The sequence below is a fragment of the Paenibacillus sp. Paensp38 genome (assembly GCF_059491915.1).
Genome location: NZ_CP168516.1, coordinates 2,360,976 through 2,382,500 on the forward strand (window position 1 = coordinate 2,360,976; position 21,525 = coordinate 2,382,500).

Consider the following 21,525-nt stretch of genomic DNA (forward strand, 5'->3'; position numbering starts at 1 on the left):
TTGCTAAATCCTATACACTCCACGGCTTGTTTAAAGCATGTTGCAGCAGCGTCATTTGAACAATGAGTTCATCCATATTCCGTTCGATTTGCTTTACTTTCAACTGATTCGTGGCGACCTCCGTACCTGTTGCAAATCCACGTGCCTTTCTTTTGCGAGAAATGTCCAACACTTTACTAAGGTTCTGTAGATTACTTCGCATTTGTTCGTATTGTTCTTCATTTTGCTGTAAATTAAAGTACATACTTTTCAGTGTTTCTGCCAGTTGATCCTTGGTATTTTCCAGTCCACCTTGTGCTGAATCTACATCTATCTGTTTAATTTCATAGTCATCCGTTCCCGAGTTCCACGTGTAATATTTAATTTCCATTTTTGCTAGCTTGACTGCCTCCTCCTGTCTCCATACCGAAGGACTCGCTGAGATGGCACGCGACACTAGCGTATCCAGATTCGTGTTATCCATTTTCCGGTAAACGGGTCTGTCCACCAGTTCATATAAATTTCCTTGTGACTGTCCCATTTGTGTATTAAGCGAATCCTGCGCTTTTTGCAGTGCAGCTTTAGCAATGTCTACATTCTTTTGAGCCTCTATACGAGTCTGAATAATCGTACTTCGATCACCTGGAGAAATTTTTCCACGGTTGGCCTTCGCTTCAGCAGCTTTTTCCTCCAATAGCGCAAGCGAAAGTGCATCCTCACTACTCTTTACTTTGTTATCAGCCAGAAGTACGTCATAATAATTCTTCATTGCAGTGTAATCTGTCTGATCTTGGGCAAGTTCGATTTGCTTTTTGGATTCCAAATAAGAAACTGTCGATGAAGCATACCCCTTCCATGCTGAACTACTAGCCGCATCTTCTTCACCGTTGCCTTGACCTGCCGGAATGAAGTCCAGATTCTTGCCTGCATTTTTTAGCATAATCCGGTTGCGATCTATCGTCTGCTGGGCTTCCTTCAAGCTAAAACTATTGGATTGTGCCCACTGCTGGGCTTGACTCAGTGTTAATTTCACACTTGCTTTGGTAACCTGCTGCTGCGCCTCCTCTGCTTGAACAAAGGACTCTGATAAAGAACTGGCCGACAAGGCGAGCAGCAATAAAATGAACATACGTTTTTTCATAGATATCCCCACTTTAAAAATATGGTAACGACTAAGGTCGGTTCTTAAATAGGTTGTTATATGAATTATGTGTTTTCTTCTGTATCCCACTTGAGACCTTACCTTCTATTCGGTGCACATTCCAGAAAGGAGGAACACCGTCCTGCCCTTCTGCAACTTTTTACACACAACGTACCGTTCCTTATAGTATCTTTAAATCTAATTGACGAAGATACAGAGAACGTACAATAAGAAAGGAAAGAAATTGGATGGCCCAGAAGCACAGCATAATCTGAATCAGCGTAAGATGAACGGGTACTCCATATATTACAGATGGTTCTGACATCACTAAACAAAGCACCATTCCCATAGACGATACGACTAATGGCAAAAGAAACAGGAATGCAATTTGTCTGGAAGCCGATTGTCTCATTTCCCTTGAGTTTAGTCCAATTTTCGATAAAGCTCGGTATATTTCTTCATCTCGCTGAAGATCTACATATAGTCTGAAATACAGCAGGCTTACTGTACTTGCCAACATAATAATGGCGATAAATCCGCCAATAAATTCACTAATAACCAGATCCATCTCCGATGTCAAATAGTCTACGGCCCTAGAGTTAAGCACCCCTTTATTCACCCTATTGGCCAACACAGAATACAACCATACCTCTTGTTGAGTTTCAGAAGTTTCTAAGGAAAGCTGGCCATTCTTCCATTTTGGCACAAAATAATAAGTAGATTTAAATGCCAACGGATCATTGAAATACCGATGTTCAATTAAATAGTCGTAAGTTCGATCAGTAACAACAAGTAGCCTTCCTAGTTCAGAGACGATATTTCCATCAAACTTCAGGTTATGATCTATCGTCTTAGTATCCATAATCTCAAGATTCATCATATGAGATTTCCCTTGCTTGTAAGTTAGCTTTTTTTCAAAAAGGGTTTTCTTTTCTTCGAGAGGCATCTCGTTTGGATCGATAATGAAAAAACCTTGATTCTCCCGAAGCGTAGGTACCTGTTTTAGCTTCTTAAACTTGGAAGCAAGTGCTTCATAGTTGGATTGTTTCATCACTGGCGCAATCTGTTCCCGAAAAGGGAAGACTAATACTTCACCTTTTCCATAATCCACCCCAGCCGTATACAGATTTTGGTCAATCTCTTTTTCAAGCTCGTTAGAACTTACAACATCAGAAGTAAATGCAAATGAATAAGATTGCTCCCTAAGAAATCTTTTTTGCTGTTGCATGGAGTCAAAAGTTGATGCGGCTCCTACACAGGAAATGATAGAAATGAGGGTAATCAATGAAAAAAGCCCGGCATTATTCCTCATTTTATATGTGATCTCAGATAACCATAACAAACGCGATCCGCTCCAAGACCATTTCCTGTTAGCTCTAAGCAATTGAATGAATAGTACACATGATTGAGTATAAAATAAGTAAATACCCAGAGATCCCATTATAATTGTATATTTAAAGGTGTCTCCAACCGAATAGTGCAATATATAAAAGGAAAGGGTCCCTAAACGATAAGGTGCCAGATAAATGTAGGGTGAAAAATCAAGCTTCATTAAATATACAGCCGCTCCGATTAATACTACGGCAAGAATGGACAGACTCCATGAAGCTTTAGGCTCTTTGTTGAGCTGAGGAGCCTTGCTAAAAAGCTGCTGTAGTTTAAAACGTCGGATAAAGAAAACAGACACAAGTGAGATCAATATAAACAAAAACATAAATCCAATTCCTGTAAAGGCAAGTGCTTTCCAGGGAAAATAAAATCTTAAATACATTCCTATGACATTGGAACCCATAAGCAGGAAAAACTTCGCTGAAACAAATCCTCCGATCATCCCGGTCACCAATGATAAAAAGCCTATAATTAGATTTTCAAAAGCTACCAAAAAATAAATTTGCCTATGACTTGCTCCTAAAATGGTGAGTATACCAAATTCTTTCTTACGTGCAGCAACAAAGATATTATTTGTGTATAATACGAAAAAAAAGGAAAATACAAAAATCAATAGATCCGCAACCTGTAATCCCTTTTTTACATTAGCTGCTGTGATTACATTCGAGACATCCGGGTGAAAAATAAATACCGCATATACGAAAAAAATCGTAATCATCAAGGAGCTGCTTAAATAATAAGGAACGTAAGCACGCGCATTGCGTTTGAGATTATTCCATGCTAACAGACGAAAGCTCATGTGCATGTCTACTTCCCCCCAAAAAGGAGAGCATATCTATGATTTCCTGAAAAAATATTTGCTGACTATGACTACGACGGATTTCATTATATAACTCACCATCTTTAATAAAAATTACCCGGTCGCAATAGCTGGCTTCCAAGGCGCCGTGTGTTACCAGCACAATTGTAGAATAGTCTACACGGTGGACAAGGCTCAGCATTTCCATTACAACACGCGAAGACTTGGAATCGAGATTTCCGGTTGGTTCATCTGCAAGCAGGAGCGAAGGAGAATGAATCATAGCCCTGCCTATGGCTGCACGTTGTTTTTGTCCCCCCGATACCTCATAAGGCCGTTTGTCCAAAACATCTGTAATATCCAGTTTTTTCGCTACCTCTTCCAGTTTGTGCTCCATTTCCTTTAACCCTTTTTTATTGAGCATCAGAGGAAACAGTATGTTTTCTCCCAAAGTGAGGGTTTCCAGCAAATTATAATCTTGAAATACAAGGCCCAGTTCTTTGCGGCGAAATAAAGCCAGCTTATCCTTCTTGAGCAGATGTGGATTTTCTCCTTTAATGCTAACCTCGCCAGAAGTCGGCATATCAATGGTCGAAATCATATTTAATAATGTAGTCTTCCCACTACCAGACGGCCCCATAATACCAACAAACTCGCCTTGTTTGATCGTTAAATGGATATTGTTAAGAGCTCGGTAGGGAACCTTGCCATAGTATATTTTGGTAACTTGATCCATTCGTACAATCTCCATCGTTCATTCCTTTCTTTTCCTATGCTATGATCATAATCCATCCAGATAAGTGAAGCGACCGATTAACATTACAAAAACCTTAAATGTGTTGTAAGGTTTCTCATTTGCCAATGGAAAACAGGATTTGAACCGTCGTCCCTTTACCAACCGTCGATTTCAATTGAATATCATGATTCAGTCTTTTGCAGATTTCAGACACCAAATAGAGTCCCATCCCGGTTGATTCACGATACTTCCGCCCATTTTCACCTGTGTAATAAGCCTCAAATACCCGTTCTATGTCTTTTTTAGGGATACCAATCCCCTCATCCTTTACTTCCAACACAATGACATGCTCTCTTACGTCAGACATCAGCTTCAGACTGTGAGCATGACCTGAAGAGTACTTTATCGCATTAGTCACCAATTGATTAATGATAAATCTTAGCCATTTGGCATCGGTAATCACACTCAACTGCTCGTCCACTTCATTGGAAGGATAAATTTCGTTGCGGATCAATAATCTTTTGTTATCATAAATCACATCACTAACCAGCTTTCGTAATACAACAGGCTCCACATGAAAGTCAGGTTCAAAGGATTCCAATCGTGACATATACAAAATCATGTCCAGTCCTTTTCCCATTCGATCAATCTCATCGTGAATCTGATCCGATTCGGGGTCTATTCTTCCTTTGAGGATTAAATGAATAACAGAAAGAGGAGTTTTCATCTGATGAACCCACTGATTGATAAACGTAATATGATCGCGCTGCTGATGCTCTAACTGATGAATTCGGGACTGATACAATCGATAATATTGCAAAAGCAAATGTTGTAAAGAAGCGGCTAACGGATTAAGTACCTTCATCTGAATAAGCTCATCTAAATCTTTAATGTTTGTAGTGGATAATATGCGATATAAACCAGAATACATAACGAACCGGAACAGCAAATAGACCCCCAATAGGATGGACCCAAAAAAGACGGAATATAGGGCCGTCGACCAGTTACGGTAACCATCCATCCAATAGATACTTAACACAAGAAAAAGTTGGATGATATTAAAAATGACCAGCGAAAAATGGTCACGCCAAAAAAGCTTCACCGTTCTTCCTCCTCAGTCAAGTGAAGCCGATAGCCAGCGCCTCGAACCGTCTCTATGATATCCCCTAGTCCCAGCTCGCTCAGTTTTTTGCGGACACGAGTGACATAAACATTCAGTGTGTTCTCCCCTACATATTGGTCATCATCCCATAAAGCCTCTAAGATATGAACTCTCCCTACAACCTGCTTAGGATATGTCATCAATAGCTCCAGGAGGGCCGCTTCTTTATGACTCATCTCTACCTGCTTGTCATGGTATACAAGTTCCATAATGTCGGGATACAAAGTCAAGCCTGACACCGTTAAGGATCGTGATGGTGGAGCAACGGCATAGGAACCATAGGCACGCCGTAAATTACTTTCTACTTTGGCCAGTAGTACTTCGGGATAAAATGGTTTCGTAATGTAATCATCTGCTCCGTTTTGCAAAGCAATGACCTGATCCATTTTATCATCACGTGCAGACACAAAAAGGATGGGGCATGTAGACTGAGTCCGTATTTGCCTGCACCAATAAAATCCATCAAAACGAGGTAGATTCACATCAAGTAGTACCAAATCAGGCTTTACCTCTTCAAAGATAGCCAGAACTTGATCAAAATTTGAAACAATAATTCCTTGATAACCATATTTCTCAAGATAGGATTGGAGCAAGGAGCTGATTTGAGGGTCATCCTCTACTATTAATATCTTCTGCATCGTGTTTTCTACCTTCTTAGTGCTTGAATTTTTAACAACTGATTTCTCTATATAATGCCTTTATTTGATCGTTCAAGCAATAACAACAATCTAACCCCCTTTGGTTGTAGATGATTAGGAGTTTTTCATGGTGGTGTATATTGAATCCCGAATTATATACATGGTGCCGAGCACCAGAGTGATTAACAATATAATTATAATAACGATAACTGTGACTGTTATAATAGTTCTTTTACGATTTTTTAATGTTTCATGGAAACTTTGCTTTGGATCTTTCAAAGTCTGCTTCACTTCTTTCCTTGCCTAGCTGTTTACCAGCATAACAGCTTCTACATAACGAACAACAGTTTAAACTTACAAAAACCTTTATTTTACTGTAAGGTTTCTGATTAGCCACAAACCATCGTCGGATTGAATTAACGTATGTACATATCAAAAATGCCCGGCTAGAGAATCTTTTTCTGATTCTCTAGCCGGGCATTTTATCCTTTCTACCCTTTTACAGCAGAACCTACCGTCATCGCCCGCTCCACTTGTTCACTCAAGAACAGGTAGACAAGTACCATCGGTAAGGAGGCCATAGTCATAACAGCTCCCATGGCTCCCCAATCCGTACTGTAGGAACCCTGGAAGAAAAGTAAGCCTAGAGGCAATGTTTTCATATTTTCATCAGAAATTAGAATATAGGCCAAAGTGAACTCATTCCAGTTGTTCAAGAATTGAAAAATGGCTACCGTCGCAATTGCAGGCAATGCAAGTGGCATAATGATTTTCAGGAACAGTCTATAAATATTAGCTCCATCCATGCATGCCGCCTCTTCAATCTCCTTAGGAATTGCTGTTAGGAATCCATAGAAAATCATTGACGAGAAAGGAAGCCCAATTGCGATATAAGGAAGAATAAGAGCTCCGTACGTATTCGTAAGATGAAAATCGCGAACCAGAATCGCCAGCGGTATCATGATAACCTGCAGTGGCATAAACATTCCTATGATCATATAAGTCCGGACAGCTGAACGAAACCTCCATCTCATACGAGCCACTGCGAAGGCAAACATCAGAGCCAGCAAAAGAATGAACAAAGTCGAAATCGTTGATACGACCAGACTGTTCAGAAAGTAACGGGGAATATTAAATTGCGTCCACGCATTGATGTAATTTTCGTAACGAAAATGCGTTGGCAGTCCAAATGGGTTAGAGACAAAGATCTCATCGTTGTTCTTGAACGAGTAGGAAACCATCCAGAACAACGGATAGACCGAAACAATAAAATACAACCACAGCGGTATCTGCAGAACAGCTTGTCTGAACTTGCTCAAAGCAGTTTTACTCATTTCGTTCTCCTTTTCAATACACGCCTTATCAGGCGGTTTGTCCGCGGTCGAACAGCTTATTGATAACTACAGTTGCCAGTAGTGAGATTAGTACAAGCAGCACGGATACAGCACACGCATACCCATAATTGCTTTCCATAAAAGCATAGCGGTAAATCATGAATGTCAATGTATAGTTTGTAGTGCCGGGCCCTCCGTTTGTCATAATCAGCATCTGCACAAAGGCCCCTATTCCAGATGTAATCGCAATAATGAAGCAGAATTTGTACGTTTCCCTCATCAGAGGAAGTGTGACATGCCAGTGCGCTCTCCATTTGCTGCAGCCGTCAATCGTGGCGGCTTCAAAGTAGTCCTCGGGTACTGACTTAACTCCTGCATATAGTAGCGCAAATTGATACCCCATAAACTGCCAGGCATTAACGAAGGCGATGGCAATAATCGATGCTGTCGGGGAGCTCAGCCAATTTTGCTGATAAGGGATGTTCAGGATATCAAACAACCGATTGATCAATCCGTTAGTTGGGTCATAGATTGCGATCCACAGCTGGCACACCACGGTTACCGATAAGACAACTGGGATAAAATAAGACGTTTTCAGTATTTTTCGCCCGCGTGTGCGCGGGTCCGCACAGATTAGCGCTAATAGTGTTCCCAGTCCGATCTGAAAGACCGCTAGCACAATGGCAAATATTAATCCGTTCTTAAGCGAAGTAGCAAGTAGAGGATCGGAGAACAGTTCCCGATAATTACTCAGTCCCGAAAAGGTCAGCGTACTCAGGCCATCCCAATCATAAAAGCTGCGAAGAACGGTTTGCAGAACGGGATATATCAAAATCACGCTATACAGTATCAAAGCAGGGAGGAGAAACAGTGCGAGTGCCGGTTTGTTCCCCAAATATTTATTCATGTCTTGCTTCCACCCCTTATCTTCGGAACAGCATCCCCTAGCGACTTATGCCGCCAAGGGCAGCCGAGTTCCTGAATTCTCAGTTTTCTTTATCCAATGTGCTATTCAGATTGTTCACAAAATCGTTTTCAGAAAAGTTGTCTACCATCAAATTCTGAGTATTGTCATTAATAGTGTTCTGAATTTTTGTACTACTCAGAAGTTGAGCATATTCCTGCGCATTTGGCAGCAACTCTTTGACAACTCGCTGCATCATTGCTGGAACATTGGAGGCGATTGGCTTATCCACTTTCTGCGAAACAATTGGGCTTCCAAGTTGAGTGTATCTGTATTCGGCTGACTTTGTGGCAAGGAATGCCGCTACCTTTACGGCTGTTTCCTTATTTTTGCTACTCGATGATACTGCGTAGCCCTGTGGAGAACCTGAGCCGTCAATGAAATATTTGGATTTCTCGTAGGTTGCTTCATCCTTTGCAGGCCAGTACATCCAGTCGACCTGGTCGCCCAGCTTTTCCTGTGAGCTGTAAATTTCCCATTGTCCATTCACGAACATGGCAGCTTTGCCCTGATAAAACAGGGACGAAGCCTGATCATAATTGGTATTCGTCGCGTTTGCATCGAATAATCCGGCTGTTTGCAGTTGCTTCATCTGCTGTGCCGCTGTTACGAATGCTTCCGGCAATGCTTTTACACCCTTCTCATCAAGTGCTCCGAATCCACGCGGCTGCTCCCTTGTAACCAGCCCATTATAGAAAGCGGTCGTGATCCATTTTTCTTTGGCAAAGATTGACATAGGTACGTAACCAGCAGCTTTCAACTTTTTCGCTGCATCGGCCATCTGGTCAATCGTCTTAAGCGGTGTTTTAATTCCTACCTTCTCGAAAATTGACTTGTTGTAATAGATCATTTGGAATTCAATGCCGGTTTCGGGATAAGCATACACATGGTTGTCTGGAGCTATCAAACGCGATTCAACACCCGGGTTAAGATTCTTCTTGAATTCGGCCGTTGTGTCATAGCTGTCCAGCACCTCAACATTTTTCGATTTTGCGAAAGTTTGCAGGACAGCCCAATCCGCTAAATAGACATCCGGCATATTGCCCGTTGCCGCATAGGTTTTAAGCTTCTGTCCTCCGTCCTGTACGGCAGGATCCAGTTCAATTTCTACGTTTGGCATCTTCTTTTTAAGCTCTTCCACCGCATAATCGAACGGCTTTATGGTATCGTCATCAAAATGTTGTGCATACACCTTTAATTTGATCGTACCGTCCCCTGCCTCGCTCTTGGAAGAGGTCGAGTTATCTTCCCCACAAGCAATCAATCCAATCGACATAGTGAGCACTAGCAAAGCTGCACTCCAACTTTTGTAAGTTTTTTTCATTTGCTTAATCCCCCTCATGCAGTGTGTTTTATGTTTGCGCTTTCATTTGCATGACTACAGTATACTGCCGCTTCTATTCTTGATTAAGGAATAAAACGGGCATAACCAGTAAAAAACGGGACAAATAGAGCAGCGGTTCTCCGTATATAGGAAAACCGCCAGGCTTAAATCGAAGTTGTCCTGCCTCGCAGGACAGGCGCTACCTTTTTTTGAGTTGCTCATATTCAGTGGGTGTCATGCCAAAGCGTTTCTTGAAGCATTTGCCAAAATAATTGGGGTCACTGTATCCTACACTTTCAGCGATTTCTGACAGCTTCCGATTTCCTTTCAGCAAAAGCTCCTTAGCCTTCTTCATTCGGATGTGTGTAATATGATCCACTATGGAAAAGCCAGACTCCTTGCGAAATACGCGGCGCAGGTAGCTGGGATCGACGAAAACTCCGCACGAAACCTGCTCAGCAGACAGCTCTGAGTCTGCATAATGTTCCTCAATATAGTTGATCGCCGCTACAAATAAATTGGAAGCCTTCGTAGGACGCATATTCTCCATCAGTTGGATCAGCTTGCGGTATAGAGCGAGCATCCAACCTTCAGCAGCCTCCCAGGAATCTAACTCTCGCAGCCGTTCGTAAGGAGAATTGTCTCCTCCATTTTCCCATAGCCGGTCATAAGGAATGCCTCGTTCACTGGCAAAGGAAAGGGCTAAAGATACGATTCCCATAAGCATCGCATCTGCGTATTCGTCTCCCCATTTATATTTACTAAGCTGACGGATTGCCTTACGGACCTCCTCTAGCGTTTCACTGTCTTTCATTCGGAGGTCAAGCACAACCGCATCGCGTAGATGGCCCAAATCAGGCATACCTACTCTGCTATGCAACACTTCGCCGCCCTGTCCCCTTAACTCTGCACTTTCGCTCTCCTGTGGAAGCACCGGTAGCTTCGGCTTAATGCGTTCCAACATCGAGAGCATTTCTTCTGCATTGAACGGCTTCAACAAATAATCCTGTACTCCGGTTCGAACCGCCTTCTGTAGGTATTCAAATTCGTTATGTCCAGATATGAATACAATAACGATGCGTTCGAACTTGACTTTCAACCTCTTGGCTAATTCAATTCCGTCAATGAAGGGCATATTGATATCTACGAGGGCGAGATGTGGCTGATGCCGCTCGGCTTCCTGAAGTGCTTCCTGTCCGTTCCTTGCTTCGCAGCAAACCCGAAAACCATGAATTTCCCAATCTATCTTCATACGCAGAAAGTCTCGGAACAGCGGTTCATCATCGACAATCATCACTTTATACATTTTGGTGTTCACTCCCCTTTGGCAGCATCGGCAGCGACAGGTCAACAGTTGTTCCCTTCGTGAGCACACTTTGCACGGATATCCCATACTCCTCGCCAAAATACAGGCTCAGCCGCTGCTGAACGCTGTAGGTGCCGATTGATCGTATTCCTTCTTCCGGCAAATGTCTGGACACAATGGTCTGAACCTGTATTTCGTTCATCCCCACACCGTTGTCCTCCACTCTAACGACCACCTTATCGCCCTGTCTAAAGGCAAAAATGCGGATAAAACCTTTTGTTCCTTTCTTCTTAAGGCCATGGTAAATCGAATTCTCGACAAGCGGCTGAAGCGAGAGCTTCGGGATCGGTGTACCTTCAAACTCGGGAGGAATATCCACTTCATAGCGAAACACATCGGGATAACGGATTTGCAGAATCGTCAGGTAATCATCAGTAATCTGAGCTTCCTTTTCTAAAGTGATTAGTTCCCGTCCCTTGTTCAGCACCATTCGATAAAAATCTGCCAGCGCTTTTGTAGTATCTCTAGCCTCCTCATTACGATCTAACTCATTGAGTGCATAAATGGTATCCAAAGTGTTGTACAGAAAATGCGGTTTAATTTGGGCGCTTATCAGTGCAAGCTCATATTCACGCTTACGGTTCTGTTCCTGCCTTACCTCATCCAGCAGTTCCCGAACCCGTCTTACCATAAAGTTAAACGCTTCCGCAATGGTACCGATTTCATCTTCAGTACGGACTGTCGCAACAGGTTGCAAATCACCAGTTACTACTTTTCGCATGGCCTTAGTCAATTGTTCGAGAGGACTAACGACCATTCTGGACAGAAAGCTAGCACCCAGCCAGGAAAAAACAAGGCATAACACACCGATTAATAGCGACAATCTAACATTTTGCCGGACATCAGCTGTAAGCAGGCTAAGAGAAACAATATTGACCAACTTCCATTCCATTCGGTTATAATCAGTGACCGTTATCAGGTTGCCCTCATACTCGAATGAGCACGTTCCATGGGATGCATTAGGGGCACAACGTTGGATGGCCTCACCCAGCTGTGGATTCACCGGATTCATCAGCATCTCATTGTCTTCTGCCACAGCCACGCGCATTTCGTTATCTAAAAAATAATAAGATTTGGGTGCATCTGGATCGCTGGAACGAAAGTAATCGGACAAACCTTCTTCCTTCACTAACAGAAAAAGCGTTCCATATGGTTCGCCGGTGTCTATATTAATGACCGTCTTCCCCAGCGTCAAAACGGGAGAGCTCGGATCTGGTGTTAGGAAATCCCTCTTCTCCATATCAAACCAGAGGGCCTGTCCATAACTTTCAGATTCCCTTACCCGCTTAAGCATGCTATAGATCTTGCGATCATCCCCGCTTTCGGTATAAGAGGCGAAAATCTTCCCTTCGTTATCAATGAAGACAGCGGCATCCACCTCACGAAAGATTGACAAATCAATGGATAGGCGGCTCAGCATCAAGTTTCCAAACTGAATAGGCTCCATGGCAGTATCAGGTTTGGCACCGTATGAATCATACATCCGGTTAATATTCGTGACCATAATATTGGCCGCCGTCTCCACACTCCTGAATATGTAATCGGTCCTAGACAAGATAAGCTGAGACTCATCGACCACATTGCTGGTAGTTTGGTCTATCAAAGAACGGCTGAAAAGTTGGTTGGACAATAGTCCAAGAATAAGCAGAGAAACAATAATTAGCGGAAGAAATACCGCTATAACCTTGCTTTTAAAGCGAAGTCGACCAAACCACTTACGAGCTAGTGACAGAATATTCACCTAGAACCCCTCCGTCATCAAGAGAATATCCATCATGTTAACACAAACAATCTCTACAGTAGTAGATCAAAAATAAAGTTTAAAAAATTCAACCGTCCATCTTGAAAGTACTTTAGAGATGTGTTAGGATAAAGTCGATTTTTAGTAAAATTATTAACTAAAAAGGTGTGAGCTCTTTTGGCAACCATTAAAGACATTGCCCGCGAAGCGGGTGTGTCTGCCGCAACCGTTTCAAGGGTTTTAAATAACGATCTGTCACTGTCCGTAAGCTCAGACACCAAAAACAGAATTTTTTTGGTTGCCGAGCAACTCGGGTATAAGCCTACCCGGCTGAGGCAATTAAAGCAGAATACGGAACGGGCCGGGAAAATGGTCTCCCTCCTGCTGTGGTGTTCTATTGAGGAGGAAAGAGACGATCCTTATTACGCCTCGATCCGCCGTGGAATCGAACTGCGCTGTGAAGAGCTTGGCCTGACGTTGGGACAGACCTTGCGAGGCCGCTCGTCCATCGGCACCTTACAGAAGGCGGATGGTCTGATTGTTGTGGGCGGCGTTGATCCTGAAGAGGTATTCAAGCTTCATCCTGACAAGAACACCATTGTCCTTGTCGACCAGTACCATGAACAGTTGGAGTATGATTCTGTACGACTTCATTTCAGACAAGCTGTTGATCAGGCACTCGGACATCTACTTGAGCTTGGCCATCGACAAATCGGATTTATCGGCGGTAAGAGCGACGGTGAGCGAAGGGCGCATTATTTTGAACGATTCATGCGGGAACAAGGGTTGTACAATCCTCAATTCGTCCGTATAGGTTCCTGGAGTACCGCGGATGGTTATCTCATGATGAACGAACTCCTAGCCCAACAGGAACGACCGACAGCCTGCTTCGTCGCAAGCGATCCGCTCGCTATTGGTGCCCTCCGCGCCCTTCATGGACTTGGAGTCAAGGTACCAGAGGATATGGCTGTTGTTGGCTTCGACGACATTGAGATGGCAGCCTTCGTGCAGCCTCCGCTAACCACTATCCGTGCATATCCCGAACAGATGGGAAAGGCTGCTGTGCAACTGCTCTCTGAACGGTTTGAGGGGCGTGAACCACCTGCGTATAGCGTGATCGGGACTAAGCTTGTCATTCGAGAAAGCTCATGCAAAAAAGGCTAAAATTAGTACTTGAGAGTCTTATTGTCATTGATTAATATCCTTTCGTAAAACAATCAATATGATAACCCCTGAGGAGTGAATATCATGAACATTCATGTTAACGAAGCGCTTGGTTTGTTTCATTTGCAGTCCAAGGATTGCAGCTATATTATCCAGCTTGTAGAAGGATATCCCGCACATGTCTATTGGGGAGCTCAACTTCATCATGACCAAAGTCTCGCAAGTATATTGGAACTTAGGGAGCGTTGCTCCTTCTCTCCCACTCCCGTTTCTTCCAGTCGTATAATTTCTTTGGACACGCTTCCTCAGGAATACCCCCAGTATGGAACAAGCGACTTTCGTCAACCGGCTTACCAGGTTGCACTTGCGGACGGTACTCGAACTACTGAGCTAAAATATAGTGGTTACCGTATTGAACCAGGTAAACCCAAGCTCGAGGGACTTCCTTCCGTCTATGCCGAATCGGATGATGAAGCCACAACCCTCTATATGATCCTTGAGGATCAATACTCGGGGCTTAAGACTACACTGCTCTATACTGTATTTGCGGACCACAGTGCCATTGCTAGATCTACTCTTTTTGAACAAAAGGGAAGCGCTACCATGAATATTGAACACGCCATGAGCGCCTCTGTCGACTTCGCCGATTCCAACTACCAAGCCCTCTACTTACCTGGAGCCTGGGTTCGGGAAAGACATATCCAACGCCGCGACCTCGGACCTGGCTCCATTCGGCTCGAGAGTAGACGGGGCTCCAGCAGTCACCAAATGAATCCCTTTCTGGCACTGCTTCGGCCTGATGTGACTGAAGATCGTGGGGATGTGTACGGTTTCAGTCTAATCTACAGCAGCAACTTCGTCGCACAGGCAGAAGTAGAGCAGTTCAATCAGACTCGTGTAAGTATCGGAATCAATCCCTTTGACTTCTCCTGGCGGCTTGAGCCGGGTCAGTCATTCCAGACTCCTGAAGCCGTATTGGTCTTTTCCGAAGAAGGTCTTGGGGGCATGTCGCGCACCTATCACCGACTCTATCGCACACGTCTGTGCCGAGGGGCTTACCGTGACAAAGAACGTCCGATTCTCGTGAACAATTGGGAAGCCACATATTTCGACTTCGACGCCGATAAAATCGAGGCGATTGCCAAAGAAGCGGGGCCTCTTGGAATTGAGCTGTTTGTTCTTGATGACGGTTGGTTTGGTAAGCGAGACAACGACAACAGTTCGCTTGGGGACTGGTTCGAAGACCGCCACAAGTTGCCCGGCGGTCTTACTGACCTGGCCAAACGGGTTAATGAACAAGGATTACAGTTTGGTTTGTGGGTTGAGCCGGAAATGGTATCACCTGATAGTGAACTGTACCGCAACCATCCCGACTGGTGCCTGCATGCGGAAGGTCGGCGGCGGACGGAAGGCCGATCCCAACTGGTGCTCGATCTCTCCCGCAAGGAAGTATGCGACTACTTGTACGAGACGCTTAGCTCCGTATTTTCGATCGCTCCAATCACTTATGTCAAGTGGGACATGAACCGTAACATGACGGAGATTGCTTCGGCTACAGCCCCTAGCGAACGACAAAAGGAAACTGCGCACCGTTATATGCTCGGACTTTACGATCTGTTGGAACGTCTGACCTCCCAGTTCCCGGACATCTTGTTCGAAAGCTGTTCTGGAGGCGGTGGGCGATTTGATCCCGGAATGCTCTACTATATGCCGCAGACATGGACCAGTGATGATACCGATGCCATTGAAAGATTGGCTATCCAGTATGGAACAAGCATCGTGTACCCGGCCAGTACCATGGGCGCACATGTATCGAACGTGCCGAACCACCAGGTGGGACGAAACACCTCCCTCGCCATACGTGGCGACGTGGCAATGAGCGGGAATTTTGGCTACGAACTTGACCTTACTGCATTTACGAATGAAGAAAAAGAACTCGCTGCCAAACAAATTGCCCAGTATAAAGAAATCCGTTCCCTTGTACAGCAGGGAGATATGTATCGACTTCTTAGTCCGTTTGAAGGCCGAGGCGACACGGCCTGGATGTTTGTTAGCGAGGACCAATCCGAAGCGTTTGTCGCTTACTTCCGCGTACTTGCTGAACCAAATGGGCCCATCCGGCGACTAACTCTAAAAGGACTTGGCCCAGATAAAAAGTATATAATCGAACACGGGGCGACAGGCAGCACTGCAGTCCATACGGGTAATACCTTAGTGGAAGATGGCGGTTCCCCCTTCCGCGTAGCGTTTGATGGCGAAATTTTTGGAGGCGACCGCCTAATGAAAATTGGGCTTGTTGTCTCGGATCTCTCTGGAGACTTCACCAGCTCTACTTTCCGCCTTAAAGCTATTTCCTGCTAATTGTGAATCTGGCCAGTGACGATAAAAAAATCAAAACAAGGCAGACCGATTTTCCGGCCTGCCTTGTTTAATCACTTTGGTGCCCGTGTTGCTAACCGTGACTCTCCATGTCACTTACCAAATACGCTCGCTTAGTCTCAATTTCGTCCTCTATATCTTCCAGCATATGACCAATGCCTTCTTAAGTGAACGTGTCTGTAATCACAACTCTAAACAATTCATTCAACTTTTCGGTGTCTTTAACTTCCGTCTTCTGATTTCGACATTATTCATCCTGATTTCCAATTTCTCATTCATCTAGATTTCCGCCGATGTACGATTCAGGATGGGACGCTTTGAAAGCACACGATTCGATAACTCCATCAGGCTTTTTATTTCATAAGTAGGTTGAATGCCAGACGCGTTTGTTTTCCCAGCAGGGTTGAACCAACAGGTATCAATTCCGTATTTGTTGCCTCCTTGAATATCGGAGGTCAAAGAATCACCAACCATGAGAACCTTACTCTTATCTGAAATGTCTAGCTTAGTAAATGCGTAATCGAAAATACCAGCTTGTGGCTTTTGGCAACCCACTTCCTCTGAAATAATTATCTGTTCAAATACATCACGCAGCGGTGAAAGCTGAATTCTGGAGGTTTGCACCTCTTTGATTCCATTCGTAATGATCGCCAAGCGACAATCAGACAGCATATCACATAATTCAACCGCTCCGTCCATTAAAAAAGCACCTTCACCCAAATAACGTAAATATGCAGCACTAAAAGCATCTGGATTAAAGTCTAGATCATGAAAAGTAAATAATCGCTTAAACCGCTCCACACGCAGTTGCACTGAGGTAATATGTCCTTCCTCTGCCTCTCGCCACAATACGCTGTTGATTTCATCATAACTAGCTTTATACTCCGTGGCCCCTTGTGGCAAGCCAAATTGGGTAAACGTATTATGTAGCGCATAACTCTCTGCCTTTTTAAAATCAAACAGCGTGTCATCGACATCAAATAAAATAATTTCGTATTTCATAACGACCTCCATATCATTGCTTTACGACTATTGTTCAGTTCCATGAGTCTTAGATTGTTTCTGATAGTAGTACAACGAAAAACTAACAATACATTATTACCTTTCGGTTATTATACAGAACCTAGTTAAACCGTCAAGTCACTAATAACAAAGTCATAGTATTTTGTCATCGGTGCAAAAGGTAAATAACGCTCAATAAGAATGCCCGTAAAATTAAGGTGATTCTCATTTTACGGGCTTCTGAGCATCTAAGAGATGATTTAGCAAAAATCCTAGTGATCTTCATTCATCCATTCGGCTAATGTTTGATCAAAACAATGAGGTTCTTCAAACATTGGGTTATGCCCACTATATTCAAAAATCACTTTTTTCACGTTTTCGTAGGTGTCATCGACCCTATCCCATAAAGAAACTGGCGCAACCAAAAAATCATACCTTCCCAAACCAATATATACAGGTTTATGGATATCCGCCAAGGATTGTATTAAATTCATGTTACCGAAAGCTTCTCCCCATAAATAATCAATGATAGGCATATTCGTGTATACATCCTTCCACATATAAGCCGCATCGTAAGCATAATCATAAAAGGTTTGGGCTCCCATTCGTATACACATGTGAACAAATCTTCTATCTGGGTCTCTTTTGATATCTTCCTCTAATAAAACAATGTCCTTTTCAAAACGTTCCTTTCTTTCTGGGCTGGCCGTTTCATAAAAGAATGAAGAGCTTTGCCGCTGTCTTTCTTGGCTGTTCGTAGGTGCTGAATTTAATAGCACCACTTTTTGAACATAATCCGGGTATTGTTTAGCATATTCCAAAGCCATAAAGGCATGCCCGGAATGTCCTAATATGATAAATTCATTTAGATGAAGGCATTGTCTTGCTGTTTCTATATCATTAATAACTTTATCCAAAGTATAGTCTTCTGGTTTTAAAGCTCGAGTCGGTTTTGCAAACCCTCGATGATCCAGAAACATAAACTGAAACTTTTTATATAAATGGTCTGAAAATAAACGAGGATAATATACACTGCTGCCGATCACCAATATCGGCCTTCCGTTACCTCTTATAGCATATTTCAGCTCAAATCCATCACTAATAACTGTTTGATAAGTGCTCATTTATAATCACCTTTTCTTTTTTCAAATCACTCCCTTTCCTTTGTGTAATTCCCTTGTATTCTCCATAGAACGTTCCAACACTTCAACTCACCTCAGAAAGTACATTTATTTTTATGAGAAAAGTTTAACATGGTTTTTTCAAAAACAAAACGGGTTTACTTTTGTCTTACTTGTCTTGACTTATGGCATTCATACAAGATTTTTGACAAACACATCTTTTTGGAAACAAAAAAACCGCGATTATCGCGGTTTTTTATATAGAGGTCATACTTTTATCGTGCTTGGCGACGTCCTACTCTCCCAGGACCCTGCGGTCCAAGTACCATCGGCGCTGGAGGGCTTAACGGTCGTGTTCGGGATGGGTACGTGTGGAACCCCTCCGCTATCGCCACCAAACATGAATTTGCTATGCAAATTCTTCCGTAAGGTTATTCGGTTCACCACATATCGTGTGAATGAATAGCCATGCGCTTGTCGTATGTCACTTATACATACCTTCAAGGTTACACCCTGAAAACTGGATCCGAAACTCATTTGCGTTTTATTTTAGGATAAGCCCTCGACCGATTAGTATTGGTCAGCTCCATGCATTACTGCACTTCCACCCCCAACCTATCTACCTCGTCGTCTTCAAGGGGTCTTACTAATTGGGAAATCTCATCTTGAGGGGGGCTTCACGCTTAGATGCTTTCAGCGCTTATCCCTTCCGTACATAGCTACCCAGCGGTGCTCCTGGCGGAACAACTGGTACACCAGCGGTACGTCCATCCCGGTCCTCTCGTACTAAGGACAGCTCCTCTCAAATTTCCTACGCCCACGACAGATAGGGACCGAACTGTCTCACGACGTTCTGAACCCAGCTCGCGTACCGCTTTAATGGGCGAACAGCCCAACCCTTGGGACCTACTTCAGCCCCAGGATGCGATGAGCCGACATCGAGGTGCCAAACCTCCCCGTCGATGTGGACTCTTGGGGGAGATAAGCCTGTTATCCCCAGGGTAGCTTTTATCCGTTGAGCGATGGCCCTTCCATGCGGTACCACCGGATCACTAAGCCCGACTTTCGTCCCTGCTCGACTTGTAGGTCTCGCAGTCAAGCTCCCTTCTGCCTTTGCACTCTTCGAATGATTTCCAACCATTCTGAGGGAACCTTGGGGCGCCTCCGTTACTCTTTAGGAGGCGACCGCCCCAGTCAAACTGCCCACCTGACACTGTCCTCGTACCGGTTTACGGTACCAAGTTAGAACCTAGATACGATCAGGGTGGTATCCCAAGGATGCCTCCCTTCAAGCTGGCGCTCAAAGTTCGACGGCTCCCACCTATCCTGTACAGATCGTACCCAAATTCAATATCAAGCTGCAGTAAAGCTCCATGGGGTCTTTCCGTCTTGTCGCGGGTAACCTGCATCTTCACAGGTATTAAAATTTCACCGGATCTCTCGTTGAGACAGCGCCCAAGTCGTTACGCCATTCGTGCGGGTCAGAATTTACCTGACAAGGAATTTCGCTACCTTAGGACCGTTATAGTTACGGCCGCCGTTTACTGGGGCTTCGGTTCATAGCTTCGCTCTTGCGAGCTTACCACTCCCCTTAACCTTCCAGCACCGGGCAGGCGTCAGCCCGTATACTTCGCCTTGCGGCTTCGCACAGACCTGTGTTTTTGCTAAACAGTCGCTTGGGCCTTTTCACTGCGGCCCCCTCGGGCTATTCACCCTACCGAGGCACCCCTTCTCCCGAAGTTACGGGGTCATTTTGCCGAGTTCCTTAACGAGAGTTCTTCCGCGCGCCTTAGAATTCTCTTCTCGCCTACCTGTGTCGGTTTGCGGTACGGGCACCTTCTCCTGGCTAGAGGCTTTTCTTGGCAGTCTGAGATCATGACCTTCGCTACTATAATTTTCGCTCCCCATCACAGCCCAGCCTTACGATGTGCGGATTTGCCTACACATCAGCCTCACTGCTTAGACGGACATCCATCCGTCCGCGTCACTACCCTACTACGTCACCCCATCGCTCATAACGGATTACGGTGGTACAGGAATTTCGACCTGTTGTCCTTCGACTACGCCTATCGGCCTCGCCTTAGGTCCCGACTTACCCTGAGCGGACGAACCTTCCTCAGGAACCCTTAGGCTTTCGGCGGATCTGATTCTCACAGATCTTTTCGTTACTCATACCGGCATTCTCACTTGAATGCAGTCCAGCGCTCCTTACGGTACACCTTCAACCCGCATTCAACGCTCCCCTACCCCTGATGCAAAGCATCAAGCCATAGCTTCGGTGGTGTGTTTAGCCCCGTTACATTTTCGGCGCAGAGTCACTCGACCAGTGAGCTATTACGCACTCTTTCAATGGTGGCTGCTTCTAAGCCAACATCCTGGTTGTCTGTGCAACTCCACATCCTTTCCCACTTAACACACACTTGGGGACCTTAGCTGATGGTCTGGGCTGTTTCCCTTTCGACAATGGATCTTAGCACTCACTGTCTGACTCCCGGAACTAAATCTATGGCATTCGGAGTTTGACTGAGCTTGGTAACCCTTGCGGGCCCCGCACCCAATCAGTGCTCTACCTCCACGATTCTTTTTTCCGAGGCTAGCCCTAAAGCTATTTCGGGGAGAACCAGCTATCTCCGGGTTCGATTGGAATTTCTCCGCTACCCCCACCTCATCCCCGCATTTTTCAACATGCGTGGGTTCGGGCCTCCAGTGCGTGTTACCGCACCTTCACCCTGGACAGGGGTAGATCACCCGGTTTCGGGTCTACGTCCACGTACTCAAATCGCCCTATTCAGACTCGCTTTCGCTGCGGCTTCAGCTCTTCACCTTAACCTTGCACGGGAACGTAACTCGCCGGTTCATTCTACAAAAGGCACGCCATCACCCGTGATTTTTCCAAAGGAAAATATCATAGGGCTCTGACTTCTTGTAAGCACACGGTTTCAGGATCTATTTCACTCCCCTTCCGGGGTGCTTTTCACCTTTCCCTCACGGTACTGCTTCACTATCGGTCGCCAGGGAGTATTTAGCCTTGGCAGATGGTCCTGCCGGATTCATACGGGGTTTCACGTGCCCCGCACTACTCGGGATCCGTCTCGAAGAGAACAAGTTTTGAACTACAGGGCTTTTACCTTCTTTGGCGGGCCTTTCCAGACCTCTTCATCTAACCGGTTCCTTTGTAACTCCATGTGAGACGTCCCACAACCCCAAGGAGCAAGCTCCTTGGTTTGGGCTAATCCGCGTTCGCTCGCCGCTACTGACGGAATCACTATTGTTTTCTCTTCCTCAG

At 44.6% G+C, this 21,525-nt stretch carries 14 protein-coding genes and 2 rRNA genes (1 of these 16 cut by a window edge); 2 read left to right on the forward strand and 14 right to left on the reverse strand.

Translation table 11 applies throughout. The features are described from left to right. Positions 1–10 precede the first annotated feature (10 nt). The 10 genes from ACEN8J_RS10390 to ACEN8J_RS10435 form a co-directional block, all read right to left on the reverse strand. Positions 11–1,120, reverse strand: coding sequence for a TolC family protein (locus tag ACEN8J_RS10390; protein ID WP_029518489.1), 1,110 nt, complete (start codon positions 1,118–1,120; stop codon positions 11–13). A gap of 181 nt (positions 1,121–1,301) precedes the next feature. Next, positions 1,302–3,314 (reverse strand): ABC transporter permease, encoded by a 2,013-nt coding sequence (locus tag ACEN8J_RS10395; RefSeq protein WP_029518490.1) that lies wholly within the window; start codon positions 3,312–3,314, stop codon positions 1,302–1,304. Continuing rightward, on the reverse strand, positions 3,280–4,059 hold the full coding sequence (locus ACEN8J_RS10400) for an ABC transporter ATP-binding protein (RefSeq protein WP_029518491.1): 780 nt from the start codon (positions 4,057–4,059) through the stop codon (positions 3,280–3,282). Before ACEN8J_RS10400 ends, ACEN8J_RS10395 begins: the two co-directional genes overlap by 35 nt. A 100-nt stretch (positions 4,060–4,159) precedes the next feature. Further along, the gene (locus ACEN8J_RS10405; RefSeq protein WP_342426082.1) at positions 4,160–5,146 is read right to left on the reverse strand and encodes a sensor histidine kinase; all 987 of its coding nucleotides are present in this window, start codon (positions 5,144–5,146) and stop codon (positions 4,160–4,162) included. After that, positions 5,143–5,844, reverse strand: a complete 702-nt coding sequence (locus tag ACEN8J_RS10410; RefSeq protein ID WP_069011312.1) for a response regulator transcription factor — start codon at positions 5,842–5,844, stop codon at positions 5,143–5,145. The genes ACEN8J_RS10405 and ACEN8J_RS10410 overlap by 4 nt, the downstream gene beginning before the upstream one ends. 491 nt (positions 5,845–6,335) lie before the next feature. Continuing rightward, a complete protein-coding gene (locus ACEN8J_RS10415) occupies positions 6,336–7,178 on the reverse strand; it encodes a carbohydrate ABC transporter permease (RefSeq protein ID WP_029518494.1) in 843 nt (280 codons plus the stop codon). Between the two features lie 28 nt (positions 7,179–7,206). Beyond that, a complete protein-coding gene (locus tag ACEN8J_RS10420; RefSeq protein ID WP_495594469.1) occupies positions 7,207–8,085 on the reverse strand; it encodes a carbohydrate ABC transporter permease in 879 nt (292 codons plus the stop codon). 79 nt (positions 8,086–8,164) lie between these two features. Further along, the gene (locus ACEN8J_RS10425; protein ID WP_029518496.1) at positions 8,165–9,466 is read right to left on the reverse strand and encodes an ABC transporter substrate-binding protein; all 1,302 of its coding nucleotides are present in this window, start codon (positions 9,464–9,466) and stop codon (positions 8,165–8,167) included. Between the two features lie 199 nt (positions 9,467–9,665). Beyond that, complete coding sequence (locus ACEN8J_RS10430) at positions 9,666–10,772, reverse strand: response regulator transcription factor (protein ID WP_495594470.1); 1,107 nt, start codon at positions 10,770–10,772, stop codon at positions 9,666–9,668. Continuing rightward, complete coding sequence (locus ACEN8J_RS10435) at positions 10,765–12,573, reverse strand: cache domain-containing sensor histidine kinase (protein ID WP_495594471.1); 1,809 nt, start codon at positions 12,571–12,573, stop codon at positions 10,765–10,767. Before ACEN8J_RS10435 ends, ACEN8J_RS10430 begins: the two co-directional genes overlap by 8 nt. Positions 12,574–12,750: 177 nt before the next feature. On the opposite strand from ACEN8J_RS10435, the gene ACEN8J_RS10440 reads away from it, so the two are divergent. Beyond that, a complete protein-coding gene (locus tag ACEN8J_RS10440; protein WP_029518499.1) occupies positions 12,751–13,737 on the forward strand; it encodes a LacI family DNA-binding transcriptional regulator in 987 nt (328 codons plus the stop codon). 84 nt (positions 13,738–13,821) lie between these two features. After that, entirely contained in the window at positions 13,822–16,098 is a 2,277-nt protein-coding gene (locus ACEN8J_RS10445) for an alpha-galactosidase (protein WP_495594472.1), read from the forward strand. A gap of 297 nt (positions 16,099–16,395) precedes the next feature. Here ACEN8J_RS10445 and ACEN8J_RS10450 read toward each other — a convergent pair whose 3' ends face one another. The 4 genes from ACEN8J_RS10450 to ACEN8J_RS10465 form a co-directional block, all read right to left on the reverse strand. Next, a complete protein-coding gene (locus ACEN8J_RS10450; protein WP_495594473.1) occupies positions 16,396–17,118 on the reverse strand; it encodes a YjjG family noncanonical pyrimidine nucleotidase in 723 nt (240 codons plus the stop codon). Between the two features lie 272 nt (positions 17,119–17,390). Further along, positions 17,391–18,242: an alpha/beta fold hydrolase gene (locus tag ACEN8J_RS10455; RefSeq protein ID WP_495594474.1), complete on the reverse strand. Its 852-nt coding sequence runs from the start codon at positions 18,240–18,242 to the stop codon at positions 17,391–17,393. A 279-nt stretch (positions 18,243–18,521) separates the two neighbouring features. Continuing rightward, a 5S ribosomal RNA gene (gene rrf, locus ACEN8J_RS10460) occupies positions 18,522–18,638 on the reverse strand. A 151-nt stretch (positions 18,639–18,789) separates the two neighbouring features. Next, positions 18,790–21,525: ribosomal RNA gene (locus ACEN8J_RS10465) — 23S ribosomal RNA — on the reverse strand; it runs 213 nt beyond the window's last position.